The sequence below is a fragment of the Methylobacterium sp. FW306-05-D genome (genome assembly GCF_058782155.1).
On sequence record NZ_JBYSXL010000083.1, the window covers coordinates 1 to 17685 of the forward strand.

Consider the following 17685-nt stretch of genomic DNA (forward strand, 5'->3'; position numbering starts at 1 on the left):
CGCCCCCGCCGGCCCGACGCCGAGGCCCGCCCCGAGGCCTTCGCGGCCATCGACCCCGCCACCCTGCTGGCGGCGGTGGACCACGAGCCGGACTTCCGCGCCCGTGCCCGGGCGGCGCTCGCCGAGATCGCCGCCAAGATGCCGGCGGGGCTGGCCGCCGAGGACGACCTCGCCGCCGACCTCGACGCCCTCTGCGCGGAGGCCGAGGCGGTGATCCTGGGACGCCTCTCCGGGCGGACCTGCTGATCACGCCCCCACAAGGTTCCGATGCGTCTCCTCTCCCTCGCCCTCGAACGCTACGGCCCCTTCACGGGCCGCACGGTCACGTTCCGGCCGGATGCGCGCCTGCACGTGGTGCTGGGGGCCAACGAGGCCGGCAAGAGCTCGGCGCTGAGCGCCGTCACCGACCTCCTGTTCGGCATCGAGACCCGCACCCGCTACGACTTCCTGCACGACATGCCGCAGATGCGGATCGGCGCCGAGATCCGCGCCGCCGACGGACGCCGCCTGGCCTTCCGGCGGCGCAAGGGCAACCGGAACACCCTCGTGGACGCCGCCGACGCGGCGCTGCCCGAGGACGCCCTGGCGCCCTTCCTCGGCGGGCTCTCCCGCGAGGTGTTCTGCCGCGCCTTCGGCCTCGATGCCCGCGCCCTGCGGGCAGGCGCCGTCGAGATGATGGATGCCGAGGGCGAGGTCGGCGCCAGCCTGTTCGCGGCCGCTTCGGGCCTGCGCGGCTACAGCGGCCTCCAGGCCGAGCTGGAGGGGGAAGCTGCCGGCATCTTCATGCCGCGGGCCGCCCAGAGCCGGACCTTCTACCAGGCGCTCGCCCGCTACGACGAGGCCCGCAAGGCGATCCGCACCGGAGAGCTCCGGGCCGGCGACTGGCGCGACCTCAACGGCGAGATCGAGGCGGCCGGGACGGCCCTCGCCGCCCTGAAGGCCGAGCGGGGGCGCCTCGCCGCCGAGCAGGCCCGGCTCACCCGCCTGCGCCGGGTCGGCCCGCTCCTCCAGGCCATCGATGCGGCCGCCGCCCGCGCCGAGGCCGAGCCCGGCCTGATCGCGGTGCCGGAGTCCTGGATCGACCGCCTCGGCCAGGCCCTGGCGGCCCTGAAGGCGACGGGGGAGGCCGCGACCCGGACCCAGGCCGCCGCCGCGGAGGCGGCCCTCGCCCTGGAGCAGGTGCCGGTGGACGAGGGCGTGCTCGCCCGGGCCGACGAGATCCTGGAGGCGTTCCGCGGCACCGACCGCTTCGACAAGGGCGGCATCGACCTGCCCCGCATCCAGGGCGAGGCCGACGCCTTCGCGCGCGAGCTCGCCCAGCTCGCCGCCCGGATCGGCCTGCCCGATGCCGAGGCCCTGCGGGCCCGCCAGCCCTCGGATGCGGCCCGCACCCGCATCGAGGGCCTGATCCGCGCCGGCCGCGAGGACGCCGCCACGCTGGCCCGCCTGCGCCAGGACCTCGCCGCCCGCGCGGCCGAGCGGGACCGCCTCGCCGGCGCGATGGCGGGGGCCGGCCTCGTCGCCGATCCGGCGCCCCTGCGGGCCGACCTCAAGGCCTTCGCGGGCCTGCGCCGCGACCTCGACCGGCGCGACGACCTCGAGGCCGCGCTCACCCGCGAGGCGGCCTCGATCCGCGCCCAGGCCGGCCGCCTCAGCCCGCCGATCCCGGACCTCGCCGCCTACACGGCGGGGCGTCCGCCCTCGGCCGAGGCGGTGGCCCGCTTCCGCCGCACCCTCGACGGCGCCCTGCGCGAGCGCGACCGGGCCGCCGACCGCCTGGCAGCGGCGCAGGGGGCCGTCGCCCAGCGCCGCGCCCGCCTGCAGGCCCGCGCCGCCGGGCGGCCGATCCCCAGCGTGGCGGACCTCCTCGACCTGCGCGCCCGCCGCGACGCGCTCCTGGCCGACCTGCCCGGCGGCGCCCCCGACGTGCTCGCCCGCTTCGGCGCGGCCCTGGCCGCCGCCGACCGGGTGGCCGACGACCTCGTGAGCGACGCCGCCCGGGTCGCCGAGCAGGGCGCCGACACCCGCAGCCTGGAGGCCGAGCAGACCGAGGCGGCCGCGGCGCAGGAGGCCCTCGCCGATTGCGAGGCGCGGCTCGCCGAGGGCGCCGCCGCCTGGCGCGCGGTCTGGGCTCCCTGCGGGATCGACCCCGCCGCCCCGGCCGAGATGGCCGCCTGGCTCACCGAGGTCGAGACCCTGCAGGATTCCGCGCAGGGGCTGGAGACGACACGGCTGGAGCAGGCTCGCATGGACGCCCGGGTCGAGGCCTGCCGGGCGCCGCTCACCGCTCTCGGCCGGCGGGCGGGCCTGCCCGACCTCGACGGTCTCGATCTCGGCCGGATGCTGGCCCGCCTCGAGGACCGGGTCGCCGAACTCGCCCTGCGCTGGGAGGGGTTCCGCGAGGCCAAGACCCGTGCCGAGACCGCCGCCGAGCAGATCGCCCGTACGGAGGCGGCCCTCGCCGAGGCCCTGGCCCGCGAGGCCGCCTGGCGCAGGGCCTGGGGGCCCGCCCTCGCCGATCTCGGCCTCGCCGTCGAGGCCGTGCCGGACGAGGCCGAGGCGGCCCTGGCCGCCTGGCGGGCGGTCCCGGCGGCCCTGTCCGAGCGCGACAACCGCCTCGGCCGGGTCAACGGCATCGCGCGCGACATTGAGGTCTATCGCGGGGCGGTGGCGCGCCTGACGCAAGCGGTGGCGCCCGACCTCGCCGCCCTGCCCCCCACCGCCGCCATGAAGGCCCTGCACACCCGCCTGCAGAGCGCCCTCAAGGGCGAGACCCGCCGGGCCGAGCTGGCGCGCCAGCGCGACGCGGCCGAGGCGGCCCGGGCGCAGGCGGCCCGGGCGGCGCAGGCGGCGGGCGCCGACCTCTCCGCCCTCCTGGGCGAGGGGCCGGCGGCGGGGCTGCCGCCCGGCACCGACCCGGAGGCCCTGCATGCGCGCCTCACCGCGCGCCGGGCCTGCCAGGCGGACCTCGCCGAGCGCCGGGCCGAGCTCGCCCGCGCCGCCGACGGCCTCTCCGAGGCCGATCTCCGGGCGGACCTCGCCGCGCTCACCGGCGACGACATCGAGGGCCTGCTCGCCAACCTCGCGGCGGAGGAAGAGGACCTCGACCAGCGGGGGAAGCTGGCCTTCGCCGACCGCGACCGGCACGAGCGGCGGCGCGCCGAGCTCGAGGGCGGCATCGGCGCCGAACTGGCGCTGGCCCAGCGCAAGGCGGCGGAAGCCGAACTCCAGGCCCATGCCCGGAACTGGGCCGTGCTGAAGCTCGCCAGCCTGATGCTCGGCACCGCCATCGGCCGCCACCGGGCCGGCCAGCAGGACCCGCTGCTCGCGCGCTCCGGCGCCCTGTTCGGGGCGCTCACCGGGGGCGCCTTCGCGGGCCTCGCGCAGGATTACGACGCCGCCGACATCCCCCGTCTCGCCGGGCTCCGCGCCACGGGCGCGCTCGTGCCCGTGGAGGGCCTGAGCGAGGGCACCCGCGACCAGCTCTACCTCGCCCTGCGGCTGGCCTACCTGGAGGATTACGCCGCCCGGGCCGAGCCCGCCCCGTTCATCGGCGACGACCTCTTCCTCACCTTCGACGACGCCCGCACCGCCCACGGCCTCGAGGCCCTGGCGGCGGTGGGCGACACCATCCAGCCGATCCTGTTCACCCACCACCGCCACGTGGCGGACCTGGCGCGGGCGCGGCTGGGGGATGCGGTCGACGTGCTGGACCTCTGATCCGGTCCGGGACCGGGTATCAGAACCGGTAGCCGAGGCCCGCGCCCACCATGAGCATGTTCAGGTCGGCCTCCACCTTGACGCCGCCGATCGCGTAGGATTGCGTTGGCACGAAGACGTACTTCACCATGGCGTTCGCGAACCAGTTGCCGCCCAGGTGGTAGTCGAACCCGGCCTGGAGCACGGGGCTGACCTGCGACTTGAGCTTGAAGTCCGGGATGCCCCTGGCCGGCGTGATCGCGATGGGCGTCGAGGCGGCGACCCCGATGCCGACATAGGGATTGAGGCGCGCGCCCGGCAGGAGGTGGATCTGCACGAGCCCCATCGCCGCCGCGTTCCAGATCGATCCGATCGCGATGTCGCCCGCCAGCGAGCCCCGGATGCTCGGGCGGGTCCGGACGGCGCCGGCCTGGATTTCGACGGCGACGTGATCCGTGAGGAAGTAGGAGAGATCGGCGTCCGGGAGGATGGCCGCCGGCGTGTCGATCCGCCCGCCGATGAGATCGATCTGCGAGCGGCGCTGCGTGGGGATCGACCCGGACAGGCGGCCGCGGACGAGCCAGTCCCCGGCCCGAAGGCCCGCGACGTCCTCCGAGCCGATCGCCCTCGCCCCGCCCGGCTCGAACGGCTCCGCCGCCGGGGCCGGCCCCGCGGACGGCGCGAGGGCGAGGAGGCCGACCAGGATCGGGATCGGGCGTAGGGTCAGCGCCGACATGGTATCTGCTCTCGGAGGGATGCGCCGCGCGGTGGCGTCGAGGTTCGCCGCCCCGAGCGGACGGCCGCCCGGAACTGCCTCCCGCGGTCTCCCGCTCCGGGAGCCACATCCTATCGGCTCGAACCTTTTACAGACCATTGATGACCGAACATTATGCCATCTTTAATATTTTTGGCGAATGGTCTTCGGTGTATCCAGGTGTCTTTGAAAAAGCCGCCTGATTTCAAGATTAAGAGTTCGATATCTCCGGATGATCCAGGATCCTCGGGTCGGCCACCATTTCATGAATTAGTCCAGGTATGACAGAGCTCCGCGAGCGGCATGTAGTTCCAGGCTGTGCGGCTCTCCTGGTCGGGATCGTATCGGTTCATGACGCTTGATCTCTACACGCTTCACTTTGCCAGCGCGGCCAGCCGGTGCGCCTACGTCGTGGTCTTCCTCGTCATGGCCCTCAGCCAGCGTCAGCAGACCCATCTCTGGCAGTGGATGGGCGCCATGGGCGCGTCGATGGCGGGGTCGCTCATCATGATGCGCGTGCCGCCGGGCGAGTTGCCCCCCATCCCCGTCACGGTGGCCGTCTACTGGCTCTACGGCGCGAGCCTCGTTCTCGCTTGGACCGGGCTGCGCAGCTTCTTCGGGCGGCCGGTGCGGGTCGGGCTCGGCCTCGCCCTCGCCGCCCTTCCGGGCGTCTTCTATCCGGTCGCCCTCGGCCTCGGCCTCTCCATCCGGCTGGCGCTCGCGGGGGTCTTCGCCTGCTGCCTCGTGCCGACCCTCCTGGCCGCGTCCGAGACCCTGCGCCTCTCGGCGGGGGCCGGGCGGCTCTGGGCGCAGTCCATCGAGACCGTGGCGTTCGGGTTCTACGCCCTCGTCTTCCTGCTCTCGATCGGGATGCTGGTCGGAACCGACCTGCCCGTCGCCTCGGCCGAGAGCGCGCGCGTCTCCATGGTCGTGGATCAGGTCATGGGGGTGTTCCTCTACTTCGGTTTCATCGCGATGGCCGCCGAGCGCGCCCACCGCACCCTCCTGCGCCTCGCCGAGACGGACCCGCTCACCGGCCTGTCCAACCGCCGCGGCCTGCAGACGATGCTGCGCCGCCGCTTCCCGCATCCCGGGCCCGGCCCGTCGGGAGGCGTGCTGATCCTCGACATCGACCACTTCAAGGCCATCAACGACCGCCACGGGCACGAGGGCGGGGACCTCGTTCTGTCGGCGTTCGCGGCCCGGATGACGGCCGTGCTGAGGTCGACGGACATGGTCGCCCGCTGGGGCGGCGAGGAGTTCCTCGTGGTGCTTCCGGGCATCGACATGAACGAACTCCTCGGCGTGGCCGAACGGCTGCGGGCCTGCATCGCCGATCCGTCGTTTCCCCTCCCGGCCGGGCCCCTCCCGGTGACCGTGAGCCTCGGGGCCGCCATGATGTCCCCGGAGGCCGGGAGTTTCGAGGACGCGACGCGACAGGCCGATGCCGGGCTCTACGAGGCCAAGGCCCAGGGGCGGAACCGCGTCTGCCGGGCGCCCGCGGCCGTGAGGCCGGCCGACGCATCGGCGCCGGCGCACGAAGCGGTCCTCGACGGCCTTCGCGCGGCCTGAGGCGGCCGCCCCGCGGGCCTGCTGGCGAGGCCGTGACGGTTCGGGCCGGACCCCGTCGCCAGGCCCTTCATCGGGCTCCGGCCCTCGGTCCGGCATTCGGCGCTGCCGACGGACATGCGGCGTCGGCGTCCTCCGGCCCGGACCGCCCCGTCCCCTCCCGGGCGGGCCGCCTGCGCCCGGGACGGCGCCAGACCAGGCGGCCGATCAGCAGTCCGAGGCGGCGGCAGAACAGGGCGAGGCCGAAGCACCAGGCAAGGCCGGCCAGCAGGGCGCTCGCGAGGGCCGTGAGGCCGGCGCCGAGGGCGAGCGCGCCGCGCCCGAGAAGCGCGAGGGCGGCGCGGGTGCGGGGGCCGAGGCGCTCGCTGAGGCGGACCGCGCGGGCGACGTCGACGGGGTCCCGGGCGAGGCCGAGCACCTGCATCACCCCGCGCTGGCCGGTGCGGCGGCCGAGGACGAGGGCATCGCCCGCGAGGGTCGTGAGGCGCGCCACCGTGCCGGGACGGATGGCGAGGCCCGCGGCCGTCCGGGCACCGGCGAGGTCGAGGCGGGCGGAGGCGCCGACCGCGCGGCCCAGGGCCTCCCCGTCGAGGCCGGCCCGCACCGTGCGGCCGAGGTTCGCGGCGAGCGCGGGCGAGAGCCGGCCGCCGCGCCGGGCCGCCTTCAGCACGGTCAGGCCCGCGCGCGGGCCTGCCCCCGCCCCGGCCGTCCAGGTGGCGAGGGTGAGCGGCAGGCCGACCAGGGCCATCCCGAGGAGGAGCGGATCGTAGGGCTCGGCGCGGGCGTAGCGCCCGCCCTCGCGCAGGAGGTCGCGCAGGTCGCCGATTCCGGAGACGTCGGCGGCGAGCGACCCGGCGAGGCCCGCCGTTCCCTCCGCCTCGCCCGAGACGGCCCCGCGGGCGAAATCCCGCGCGGCGCGGAGGCCGCGCCCCTGCGTCAGGGCCTCCACCCGCCCCCGCCGGGCGGGGTCGACGGGCAGGCCGCGCGCCTCGGCCAGCGCCAGGAAGCTCGAGGCCAGGTCCTCGTCCTCCGCCGCGAGCGCGGCATCGAGGCCGGCCTCCAGGCGCTCCGGCGTGGCCGCGCGCTCCAGGCGGATCTCCGCCAGGGCGCCGGGATCCTCGGCCGCCGCGAGGAGACGGCCGGCGCGGTAGGCCGGCGCGAGCACGGGCGCCGCCGCCACCGCCAGGGCCGCCCCGCTCGCCAGGAGGCCGATCCAGCCCGCGGCCGCGCGTCTCCGCTTCATCACCCCCCTCCGTCTCGGTGCCCCGGCCCCCAGGTGGGGATGCGGCGGGGCGCCCGCAGCCTCGCATCCGCCCTCAGGGGGCCGCGACGCCGTAGCGCCGGTGCAGGCTGCTGGCGAAGCGGTCGGCGAACTTCGCGGTCGCCACCGGCAGGGTGCGGCCGCGCAGCTGCGCCAGGATCAGCGCCATCGGGGCGAGGTCGCGCCCGTCGATGGGCCGGGAGCGCAGGCGGGGATCGTCGGGGATGCCGCTCGGCACCTGCAGGCTGACCGCGTCCTCGCGCAGGACGAGGTTGCGCAGGAATTCCAGCGAACTCGACTCGATGACCGCGTTCACCGGGGTGCCGCGCCGGGCGAGGGCGTCGTCGACATGGTGGCGGATGGCGAGCGAGCGGTCCGGCAGCGCCATCGGGTAGGCGAGGCAGTCGCGCAGGCGCACCGGTCCGGCCTCCGCGGCGAGGGGATGCTCGGCCCGCACCAGGGCGCACAGCGTCTGGCGACAGGAGAACAGCACCTGCATGTCCGCCGAGGGCGGCGGCTGCAGCACCAGGGCGAGGTCGGCCTCGAACTGCGCCAGCGCCGCCACCGCCTGGACGTGGTCGCGCACCTGCACGGTGAAGGTCACCTGCGGGAACTGCGCCCGGTAGGCCTCGACCTCGTCCGGCACCACGTGGTTCACGAAGGCCTGGCTGCAGGCCAGCGCCACGTGGCCGCGCCGGACGCCGGACAGGTCGGCGATCTGCGAGCGCACCCGCTCCAGGTCGGCGCGCTGGTCGCGGATGTGGCGCACCAGCAGCTCGCCGGCCGCGTTGAGGCGCATGCCCTGGGCCACCCGCTCGAAGATCGGCGTGCCGAGCTCGTATTCGAGGTCCTGGATCTGCCGGGTCAGGGCGGAGGGCGTGATGTTGAGCCGCTCCGCCGCCCGGCGGATCGCCCCGTGCCGGGCCACTTCGGCCACGTAGGTGAGGATGCGTAGGTGCTTCATCGTCCGGGTCCGCCGCGCCCCGTACTGTTGCCTGAAGGGCAACGGGCCAGTCAACAAACAGCACTCGTGTGCAACACGGGCGCGTCCTAGCGTCGACGGGGAGAATCGCTGTCCGGAGCCCGCCCATGATCCGCCGTCGCACCCTCCTGGCCGGCCTCGGCGCCGGCCTCCTGGCCGCCCCCCTCGGCCTGCCCCGCCCGGCCCGTGCCCAAGGTCCCACGGTGATCCGGATGGGCTCCCTGAAGCTGATCCACTCGATCGCCCCGCATTTCTACGCGCAGTTCACCCCGGCGGGCTTCACGGTCGAGGTCGTGCCCTTCGAGAGCCCCACCGAGTGCAAGAACGCGGTGGTGACGAAGTCGGTGGATTTCGGAACCTTCGGCATCGCCGCCGGCACCCTCGGGGCGGCCGCCGGCGAACCCCTCGTCATCATCGCCTCGACCTGCAACCGCGGCATGGCGATCATCGCCAAGAAGGATGCGGGCATCGCCACCCTCAAGGACCTCAAGGGCAAGCGCGTCGCGCTCTGGCCGGGCTCGACCCAGGAGGTCTTCGCCCTGGAGCGCCTGCGCCAGGAGGGGATGAGCGTGAAGGACATCACGCCCGTGCGGATCTCGTTCTCGGAGATGCACATCGCGCTGGCGCGCGGCGACATCGACGCCTATGTGGGCGCCGAGCCGGCTCCGGGCGTGAGCCTGGCCAGCGGCGTCGGCAGCCTCGTCGAGTATCCCTACGGCACCGAGATGGGCGCCCTCAACATGGTGTTCGGCGCGCACGCCGACACCACCGCGCAGCGGCCCGAGATCGTGCGCACCATGCTGGAGATCCACCGCAAGGCCACCGATTACGCGCAGGGGAATCGCGAGGCGATGATCGCCATGGCGGTGGCCAAGCTCGGGCAGAAGCGCGAGGCCCTGGAACTCTCCGCCCCCAACGTCGAGCTGAAGTGGAAGCTGGGGCAGACCGAGATCGCCCAGGCCAAGGTCTATGCCGACCGCATGCTGGCCCTCAAGCAGATCAAGCGCCTGCCCGATTTCTCGACCTTCATCGACACCCGCTTCGTCGATGCCATGAGGGACGCGTGAGCACCGCGCCGGCCGCCGCGGCGGCGCCCGTGCCGGCGGCCCCGCCCCGCCCGCGCCTGGCAATCCCCTGGGCGCGCCTGCGCGAGGCGGCCCTGGCGCTCGCGATCCCGGCCCTGCTCGCCCTCGTCTGGCATCTCCTCACCACGGGGCGGCCCTACAGCCTGATCCCGCCGCCCGCCGAGGTCGGGACGGCGCTCGTCGACCTCGCGGTCGGGGGCATCAACGACGACGCCTTCAGCGCCACCCTGCTGACCCATCTCGCCGCCTCGCTGTCGCGGGTCTATGGAGGCTTCGCCCTGGCGGTGCTCTGCGCGCTGCCGCTCGGCCTCCTCATCGGCCGGGTGCCGCTGATGCGCCAGCTCCTCGACCCGACCTTCCAGATCCTGCGGCCCGTCCCCGTCACCGCCTGGCTGCCGCTGGCGATGATCCTGTTCGGCCTCGGCCCGCGCTCGGCCTACTTCCTCGTCTTCCTCGGGGCGTTCTACCCCATCCTCGTCAACACCGTCTTCGGGGTGCGCTCGGTGGAGCCGCGCCTGTTTGAGGCGGCCAGCATGCTCGGCTGCCGGGGCTCGGCCCAGTTCGCCCGGGTGGTCCTGCCCGCCGCCCTGCCGTCGATCTTCACGGGCCTGCGCCTCGGTCTCGGCTTCGCCTGGGTGGTCATCGTGGTCGGCGAGATGACCGGCGTGCAGACGGGCCTCGGCGCCATCATCATGGAGGCGCGCCAGCTCTCGCGCACCGAGATCGTCATCTGCGGCATGATCGTCATCGGCGTCGCCGGCTTCCTGTCGGACCGGATCGTCATGCTGATCGGCCGCCGCCTCCTGGCCTGGAGTCCGTCGCATGGGTGATCCGACGCTCCCGATTCTCGAGATCCGCGACGTCGGCAAGACCTTCGCGGTCCAGGGCAGGACGGTCACCGCCCTGAAGGGCGCCAACCTCACGGTGAAGCGGGGCGAGTTCGTCTGCCTGCTCGGCGCCTCGGGCTGCGGCAAGTCCACCCTGCTGCGCATCACCGCCGGCTTCGAGGCGCCCTCCTCCGGCGAAGCGTGCATGTGGGGCAAGCCCATCGCGGGCCCCGACCCGTCGCGCGGCATGGTGTTCCAGGATTACGGCCTGTTCCCCTGGCTCTCGGTGCGCGACAACATCGGCTTCGGCCCGAAATCCCGCCAGCGCCCCGCGCCCGAGATCCGCGACACGGTGGCCCGCTACATCGACCTCGTGGGCCTGGGCGCCTTCGCGGACGCGCATCCCCACCAGCTCTCGGGCGGCATGAAGCAGCGCGTCGCCATCGCCCGGGTGCTCGCCAACGAGGCCGAGATGGTGCTGATGGACGAGCCCTTCGGGGCCCTGGACGCCATGACCCGCGAGCGCCTGCAGGACGAGCTCCTCGACCTGTGGAGCCGCACCGGCCTCACCGTCCTGTTCGTCACCCACGCCATCGAGGAGGCGATCTTCCTCGCCGACCGCGTCGTGGTGATGTCGCCGAGCCCCGGCCGGATCGACGCCGTGCACGACATCACCCTGCCCCGGCGCCGCGACGTCTCGAGCCCGGCCTTCAACGACATCCGCCGGATGCTCTCGGCCCAGCTCCACAGCCACCACGGCCGGGTGGCGGCGTGACGCTCACGACGCACCACCCTCCCCCACAGAGGGGGGAGGGAAGGCCCCGCGCACACGGCTGCGAATTCCCATGACCGAACCGGATGTCTCCGACCCCCGCCGGCCCGAGCGGCGGCTCGCCTACCGGGCCGCCATCGACCGGCCGCGCCTCGCCCTGCCGGACGGCAAGCACGTGGCGATCTGGCCGGTGGTGAACGTCGAGCACTGGCTCATCGACAACCCGATGCCGCGCCAGATCCTGGTGGCGCCGACGGGTGCCCCCCTGCTGCCCGATCTCGCCAACTGGGGCTGGCACGAATACGGCATGCGGGTCGGGTTCTGGCGCTTCCTCGCGGCCTTCGCGGCCCGCGGCATCCGCCCGACCCTCTCGATCAACGGCTCGGTCTGCCAAGCCTACCCGCAAGTGGCGCAGGCCGCGCACGCCGCCGGCTGGGAGTTCATGGGCCACGGCTTCCACCAGGTGCCGACCCACCGTATCGCGGACGAGCCGGCGATGATCGCCCGCACCCTCGCGGCGATCCGGGCCGTGACCGGGGCCGACCCGCGCGGCTGGCTGGGGCCCGGCCTCACCGAGACCCTCGACACCCCGGACCACCTCGCCGCCGCCGGCCTCGACTATGTCGGCGACTGGGTGGTGGACGACCGGCCGAGCCGCATCGCCACCGCGACCCGCCCGCTCATCGCCCTGCCCTACTCGGTGGAGCTGAACGACATCCCCCTGCTGGCGATCCAGCACCACCGGGCCGAGGAATTCGTGGACCGGGCGCTCACCCAGGTCGCGCGCCTCGCCGCGGAGGCGGCCGGGGACGGGCCGCTGGGCGGCGCCAAGGTGATGGGGTTCGCCGTCCATCCCTACATCACCGGCGTGCCGCACCGCATCGGGCTGCTGGAGCGTCTCCTCGACGCGCTGCTCGCCCGCGGCGACGTCTGGTTCGCGCAAGGCGGCGACCTCGTGGACTGGTACCGGGGCACCGGCGATGAGGCTTGAGACCGAAGCGGCCCCCCGGGCGGACGGGCGCGACCTCGACCGCGCGGCGTTGAGCCGGGCCTACGACAATTCCGGGGCGGTGGCCGACAGCGCCGCCCGCCTCGCCGACTGGCGGGCCCGCAGCGCCGCCTTCCGGGCGCGGCCGGGCCACATCCTCGACCTGCCCTACGATCCGGGTCCGCCCCACGCCGCCGGTCCGCGCAACCGGATCGACCTGTTCGCCTGCGGACGCGCCGGCGCGCCGCTGCTGGCCTTCATCCATGGCGGCTACTGGCAGCGCAACGCCAAGGAGGGCTTCGCCTGCCTGGCGGAGGGACCGCTCGCCCTCGGCCTCGACGTGGCCCTGATCGGCTACACCCTGGCGCCCGAGGCCTCGCTGACCCGGATCGCGGACGAGATCCGGGCGGCCCTGCGCTGCCTGCGGGCCCGCGACGCGGCCGCCGGCCTCGGCCGACGCCGCCTCGTGGTCTCCGGCTGGTCCGCGGGCGGCCATCTCGCCGCCCTGGCGCTGGACGGGCCGGACGCCGATGCGGGCCTCGCGATCAGCGGGATCTACGACCTCGCGCCGATCCGCCGGACCTCCCTCGACGACGCGCTCCGTCTCACGCCCGGGGAGGTCGAGGCGCTGTCGCCGATCCGCCGGCCACCCCGCCGCCAGGCCCCGCTGGTCCTCGCCTACGGGACCGACGAATTGCCCGAACTCCGGCGCCAGTCCCTGGACTACGCGGCCGCGCGCGCGGCCGCGGATGCGGAGACCCGCTGCATCGGTCTCGACGGGACCAACCATTTCTCGATCCTCGAGACCCTGGCGCATCCGGACGGGCGCCTCGCCCGTCTCGCCGCCGACTTGGCCCGAAGCTGACCCGGCCCGAAGCCGATCCAGCCCGAAACTGGCCCCCGGAGGGGTCGGTCCCCACCTCCGGACGGGGACATCGTGCGGGGCGGACCGCGCAGGAGCCTCGCCGCCCGGGCGGGACCGCTCCGGGCAGGGTTTCCGGACGCGGCTCGGAACCGCCAGGCACGGAATTTTGGAACGCTGGTCCGATGCACGGACCGTTGATGCGCGACCCGGGCGAAGCGGCAGAGCCTCGGCGACGAACGCTCATGCCCTCGGCGCGACCGGCATGCGGTGCAGGTCCCGTCCGTCCGCATCCCGGATCACGAGGTCCCAGGCGTCATCGACATGGATCAGTTCGCCGCCCTTGCGAAGTTCCTCGAGCACCAGGGCGGCCTGGGCGATGGCTTCCGCGAGGTCGGCCGCCTCGGCCCCCGTCGTATCGGGCATCGTGGTCCGGCCATCGGTCAGGTCGAAGTGGAAGCGCATCGGGGAAACGGGCCTCGGAACGCAGGGCGATGCCGGAGTGCGACGCCGCCGCTTCCGCCGGCCTGCCGCCCGGTCCGCCCTGGGCCGGTCGGGACGAGGCCTCCGTCGCGGTTCGCTGGCGCTCGGCCGTCCGGATCCATGCTGCGTCGTCCTCAGCGCAGGATGTCGTCGTCCGGTCTCAAGTTGCGACAGGTAGAAGCGGCGTCCCGTTCGAAGACGATGCCGCCGATGATTGCGATGCGCAATTTAGCTAGAAGCAGGTCTTGACATCCCAAGGGCAATAATACTTTTTGATTTTATTGCACTGCAAAATGTCCGGCGATATCTGGAAAGGCTGATCGATGACCGAGCCCGAAGGGCAGTCTGCTGGTTCGGACGACGCGCCGCTTTCCGAGCGGATCCTGGCGCTCCGCGTCCATATCCGGACCGTCCTGCGCTGCCTCGGGCCCGTGGCCCAGCCGGCCTGCTGATCGCGGCGGAGCCGGATCTCCGATCGCTCCGGCGCGCCTTCCGGCCCGCGGGCGGGCCGGGACCGGAATGTCCCCGCGAGCCGGGCCCGCCGCCTGGCGCCTACTTCTCGCGCCAGGCCTTGGCGATCTGGTCGGTCAGCGGCTTGGTGAGGTAGCTGAGCACCGAGCGGTTGCCGAGCTGCATGAAGGTCTCGACGGGCATGCCCGGCACCAGGCGAACCGTGCCGAGGCGCTCCTTCTGGTCCTCCGGCACCCGGATGCGGGCGGTATAGTAGCTCATGCCGGTCTTCGGGTCCGCGGTGACGTCGGCCGAGACCCGCGACACCACCCCGTCGATCTCGGGGGTGGTGCGCTGGTTGAAGGCCGAGAAGCGCAGCACCGCCGCCTGGTCGAGGCGGACGTTGTCGATGTCCTGCGGCTGGATCTTGACCTCCACCGCGAGCTGGTCCGCCTCCGGCACGATCAGCATGGCGGGCTCGGAGGGCGTCACCAGGCCGCCGATCGTGTGCACCGTCATCTGATGCACCGTGCCCGATTGCGGCGCGCGCATGTCGACGCGCTTGAGCTGGTCCTCGGCGGCGACGCGCTTCTCGATGTATTCCGACCACTTGCCGCGGATCTCGGCCAGGTCCTTGCCGGTCTCGGTGCGCATGTCGCCGTCGATCTGCAGGATCTGCAGCTCGGTCTCGGCGATCTTGCCGCGGGCCGAGGCCGTCGAGGCCAGGAGCTGGCCGCGCTCGCCGTCGAGGCGGGCGGCGTCGCGCTCCAGGGCGTTGACCCGGGCCAGCGGCACCAGGTTCTTGGCGTAGAGTTCGCGCACGCCCTGCAGCTCGCCGGTGATGAAGCCGACCTCGCGGGCCTTGGCCGCGACCTGCTCGGTCAGGCCCTTGATCTCCTCGCGCAATTGCTGGACCCGCTCGCGCAGCTGCGCCTTCTGGCCCTCGCGCCCGGCCACGCGGGCGTTGAACAGCCGGGTCTCGCCCTCGATCAGGTGCGCCACGGCCGGGTCGCCGTCCTTGCGGGCCAGCAATTCGGGCGGGAAGGTGATGGCGGCGGCGCCGTCGCGCTCGGCCTCGTCGCGGGCGCGCCGGGCGGCGAGTTCGTCCAGCGCCTTCAGGATGATGTCGAGATTGGCCCGGGTCTGGGTCTCGTCGAGGCGGATCAGGATGTCGCCGGCCTTGACGCGCATGCCCTCGCGCACCCGCAGCTCGCCGACGACGCCGCCGGTGGGATGCTGCACCTTCTTGACGTCGGACTCGACCACCAGCTGGCCCGGCGCGATCACGGCGCCGGAGATCTGGGTGAAGGTCGCCCAGCCGCCCACGCCCACCACCAGCACCGCGCCCAGGGCGACGCTGAGGGCGAGGTGGCGGCGGATCGAGCCCTGGGCGGTCGGACGCGGGGCCGTGAGGGCGGGGTGAAGGTCGGTCGGGCTGAGGGCGAGGGCCATCATGCGCTCTCCTGCAGGGCGCCGGGGGCGGCCCGCGTGTCCACGGGGCGGGTCTCGACGGGGACCGAGGCCGGGCGCAGCACGCGCTTGAGGACTTCGTCCTTGGGTCCGAAGGCTTGGGCGCGGCCCTCCGCCATCATCAGGATGAGATCGACGGCGCTGAGGGCGGACGGCCGGTGGGCGATGACGACGCAGATGCCGCCGCGCCGCCGGACCCCGATGATCGCCTGGGTCAAGGCGTTCTCCCCCTCGGCGTCGAGATTGGCGTTGGGCTCGTCGAGGATGACGAGGAAGGGATTGTCGTAGAGTGCCCGGGCGAGGCCGACCCGCTGGCGCTGGCCGGCGGAGAGGCCGGCGCCACCTTCGCCGATCCGGGTGTCGTAGCCCTCCGACAGGCGCAGGATCAGCTCGTGCACGCCCGCCGCGCGGGCGGCCGCGATCACCGCGTCGGAGGGGGCCTGCGGATCGAACCGGGCGATGTTCTCCGCCACCGTGCCGGCGAACAGCTCGACCTCCTGGGGCAGGAAGCCGATATGCGGACCGAGATCGTCGGCCGACCATTGGTCGAGGGCGGCGCCGTCGAGGCGGACCTTGCCGCGCACGGCCGGCCAGACCCCCACCAGGGCCCGCACCAGGCTCGACTTGCCCGAGGCGGAGGGGCCGATGATGCCGAGGCCCTGGCCGGCCTGGAGGGCGAAGCTGACGTCCTGGACCACGAGGCGCGGGGTGCCGGGCGGGGCGACGCTGACGCCCTCGACCTGGAGCGAGCGCGTGGGCGCCGGCAGCGCATGGGGCTGTGCGGCGGCGGGCATGCGGGCGAAGAGGTCGGACAGGCGGGTCCAGGACTGGCGGGCCTGCACGAAGCCCTTCCAGTTGGCGATGGCGAGCTCGGCCGGGGCGAGGGCCCGGGCCACCAGGATCGACGAGGCGATGATGATGCCGGCCGAGGCCTGGCCGTTGATGACGAGATAGGCGCCCAGGGCCAGAACGCCGGATTGCAGGGCGGTGCGGAACACCTTCGAGCCCGCGCCGTAGCCGCCGGCGATGTCGGAGGCGCGCTGCTGCGCGTTCATGTAGTCGCGGTTGGCCAGGGCCCAGCGGGTGCCGAAGCGCCCCTGCATGCCCATCGCGGCCAGCACCTCGGCGTTGCGGCGGCCGGCCTCCGCGAGGCCGTTGCGGCGCAGGCCGTGGGCGGTGGCGGTCTGGGCCGGATGCTTCGTGGCCCGATCGGTGAGGAGGCCGAGGGTGGCGAGCACCGCCGCGCCGATCAGCGCGGCGACGCCGATCAGGGGATGGAACAGGAAGCAGATCAGGAGATAGATCGGCATCCAGGGAAGGTCGAAGAAGGCGGAGGGGCCGGACCCGCCGAGGAAGGCGCGCAGCTGGTCGAGGTCGCGCAGGGGCAGGAGGCCATCGCCGGGGGCGGCTCCCTTGAGCGGCGCGCGCACCACGATGTCGAAGACCCGTCCGCTCAGGGATTCGTCCAAGGCCGCGCCGATGCGGGCGAGGACCCGCGAGCGCAGCGCCTCGAGGAGGCCCTGGAAAACGTAGAGCACGAGGGCGAGGATGCAGAGGCCGATCAGCGTCGGCACCGAACGGCTCGGGATGACCCGGTCGTAGACCTCGAGCATGAAGAACGAGCCGGTGAGGTAGAGGACGTTCACGAGCCCGCTCATGGCGGCCACGCCGATGAACGCCGTCCGGCACTGCGCCAGTGCCGAGACCAGCTCGGCCGAATCCCGGGCCTTCGTCACGATTCTCTTCCTTCCCGGCAGTTCCGGCGGGGCCCGCCCCTCTCGACGACTGTAGTTTGAGCGAGCCAAACAGTTGAGGCAAGGGTTTCTGAAGCAAGGGTTTCGATGCTGTCGCTCGATCCCCGGCGGGTATTTCACTAGATTAGGGTATGTCCATCACCCGACCGAAGACCGGACGGTATCCGGACGGCGTAGAGCCCTAAGTCTCGGTGGGGCGAGGCTGCGCGCTTGCCAGAGTGATGTGGCAATCGTGTGAAGATGCCGTGAATGATCCGGGCGCGGTCGCAGCCGCCGAATGCATCGGATCGCGCTTCGCCCCGGCCGTTCCCGGAGCCCGGCGGCACCGATCCCCGGTGGACAGCGGGCGTGCCGGCCTCGCCCGCGGGAGGGGCCCGTGCCAGGATAGATCTCAGGATCGCTCCTGAGCGAGCCCGGCCGTCGACCGGGCCGCGACGGCGGAATCCGCATGGGCGTCTTAAAAATGTGATGTTGGGTGTTGACGGGCCCCGAGCGCGTCCGTATACCCCGGCCCATCGGCGGCGGCCAACGGGGTTGGCGGCTCGCTGGCGCTTCTACAGAGAGATGATCGGGTGGGGATCCGGCAAAGAGCTGGATGACCAACTGTTTTTGTCTGTGAGGGTGCCGGGTCGGATGGGTTCCATCCGGGCCATGTTCTTTGACAAGTGAATCTGAGAAAGAGAAGCGTGGGCGGCGTATTTGCTCTTGCGGATCCCCTGTGAGGGGGAT

At 73.5% G+C, this 17685-nt stretch carries 14 protein-coding genes and 1 pseudogene; 9 read left to right on the top strand and 6 right to left on the bottom strand.

What is annotated here, in order from left to right; translation table 11 throughout:
- Positions 1-246 (top strand): annotated as a pseudogene (locus AC3WLN_RS20455) (metallophosphoesterase family protein); the annotation flags it as partial.
- 21 nt (positions 247-267) lie between these two features.
- Positions 268-3720: an AAA family ATPase gene (locus tag AC3WLN_RS20460; RefSeq protein WP_492484333.1), complete on the top strand. Its 3453-nt coding sequence runs from the start codon at positions 268-270 to the stop codon at positions 3718-3720.
- Between the two features lie 19 nt (positions 3721-3739).
- On the opposite strand, the gene AC3WLN_RS20465 is transcribed toward AC3WLN_RS20460, so the two are convergent.
- Positions 3740-4435 (bottom strand): OmpW/AlkL family protein, encoded by a 696-nt coding sequence (locus tag AC3WLN_RS20465; protein ID WP_492484335.1) that lies wholly within the window; start codon positions 4433-4435, stop codon positions 3740-3742.
- 369 nt (positions 4436-4804) lie between these two features.
- On the opposite strand from AC3WLN_RS20465, the gene AC3WLN_RS20470 reads away from it, so the two are divergent.
- Positions 4805-6025, top strand: coding sequence for a GGDEF domain-containing protein (locus AC3WLN_RS20470; RefSeq protein WP_492484337.1), 1221 nt, complete (start codon positions 4805-4807; stop codon positions 6023-6025).
- 67 nt (positions 6026-6092) lie between these two features.
- Here the strand turns inward: AC3WLN_RS20470 and AC3WLN_RS20475 are convergent, their stop codons facing one another.
- Both AC3WLN_RS20475 and AC3WLN_RS20480 read right to left on the bottom strand, forming a co-directional pair.
- Positions 6093-7265 carry a hypothetical protein gene (locus tag AC3WLN_RS20475; protein ID WP_492484339.1) on the bottom strand — a complete coding sequence of 391 codons (1173 nt, stop codon included), beginning with the start codon at positions 7263-7265 and terminating at the stop codon, positions 6093-6095.
- 73 nt (positions 7266-7338) lie between these two features.
- A complete protein-coding gene (locus AC3WLN_RS20480) occupies positions 7339-8247 on the bottom strand; it encodes a LysR family transcriptional regulator (protein WP_492484341.1) in 909 nt (302 codons plus the stop codon).
- 125 nt (positions 8248-8372) lie between these two features.
- Between AC3WLN_RS20480 and AC3WLN_RS20485 the strand changes: the two genes are divergently transcribed.
- The 5 genes from AC3WLN_RS20485 to AC3WLN_RS20505 all read left to right on the top strand — a co-directional run bounded on the left by AC3WLN_RS20485 (position 8373) and on the right by AC3WLN_RS20505 (position 12802).
- Positions 8373-9332: an ABC transporter substrate-binding protein gene (locus tag AC3WLN_RS20485; protein WP_492484343.1), complete on the top strand. Its 960-nt coding sequence runs from the start codon at positions 8373-8375 to the stop codon at positions 9330-9332.
- Positions 9329-10180, top strand: coding sequence for an ABC transporter permease (locus AC3WLN_RS20490; RefSeq protein WP_492484345.1), 852 nt, complete (start codon positions 9329-9331; stop codon positions 10178-10180). Before AC3WLN_RS20485 ends, AC3WLN_RS20490 begins: the two co-directional genes overlap by 4 nt.
- A complete protein-coding gene (locus AC3WLN_RS20495) occupies positions 10173-10952 on the top strand; it encodes an ABC transporter ATP-binding protein (protein ID WP_492484347.1) in 780 nt (259 codons plus the stop codon). Before AC3WLN_RS20490 ends, AC3WLN_RS20495 begins: the two co-directional genes overlap by 8 nt.
- Before the next feature lie 70 nt (positions 10953-11022).
- Positions 11023-11940 carry a polysaccharide deacetylase family protein gene (locus tag AC3WLN_RS20500; RefSeq protein WP_492484349.1) on the top strand — a complete coding sequence of 306 codons (918 nt, stop codon included), beginning with the start codon at positions 11023-11025 and terminating at the stop codon, positions 11938-11940.
- On the top strand, positions 11930-12802 hold the full coding sequence (locus AC3WLN_RS20505) for an alpha/beta hydrolase (RefSeq protein ID WP_492484351.1): 873 nt from the start codon (positions 11930-11932) through the stop codon (positions 12800-12802). Before AC3WLN_RS20500 ends, AC3WLN_RS20505 begins: the two co-directional genes overlap by 11 nt.
- A 240-nt stretch (positions 12803-13042) precedes the next feature.
- Here AC3WLN_RS20505 and AC3WLN_RS20510 read toward each other — a convergent pair whose 3' ends face one another.
- The gene (locus AC3WLN_RS20510) at positions 13043-13264 is read right to left on the bottom strand and encodes a DUF6894 family protein (RefSeq protein ID WP_463778408.1); all 222 of its coding nucleotides are present in this window, start codon (positions 13262-13264) and stop codon (positions 13043-13045) included.
- A gap of 341 nt (positions 13265-13605) precedes the next feature.
- Between AC3WLN_RS20510 and AC3WLN_RS20515 the strand changes: the two genes are divergently transcribed.
- Positions 13606-13734: a hypothetical protein gene (locus tag AC3WLN_RS20515; RefSeq protein ID WP_463778410.1), complete on the top strand. Its 129-nt coding sequence runs from the start codon at positions 13606-13608 to the stop codon at positions 13732-13734.
- A gap of 100 nt (positions 13735-13834) precedes the next feature.
- On the opposite strand, the gene AC3WLN_RS20520 is transcribed toward AC3WLN_RS20515, so the two are convergent.
- Together AC3WLN_RS20520 and AC3WLN_RS20525 are read right to left on the bottom strand one after the other, a co-directional pair.
- The gene (locus tag AC3WLN_RS20520; RefSeq protein ID WP_492484355.1) at positions 13835-15184 is read right to left on the bottom strand and encodes an HlyD family type I secretion periplasmic adaptor subunit; all 1350 of its coding nucleotides are present in this window, start codon (positions 15182-15184) and stop codon (positions 13835-13837) included.
- Positions 15184-16938 (bottom strand): type I secretion system permease/ATPase, encoded by a 1755-nt coding sequence (locus AC3WLN_RS20525; protein ID WP_492484353.1) that lies wholly within the window; start codon positions 16936-16938, stop codon positions 15184-15186. Before AC3WLN_RS20525 ends, AC3WLN_RS20520 begins: the two co-directional genes overlap by 1 nt.
- Positions 16939-17685: the final 747 nt, after the last annotated feature.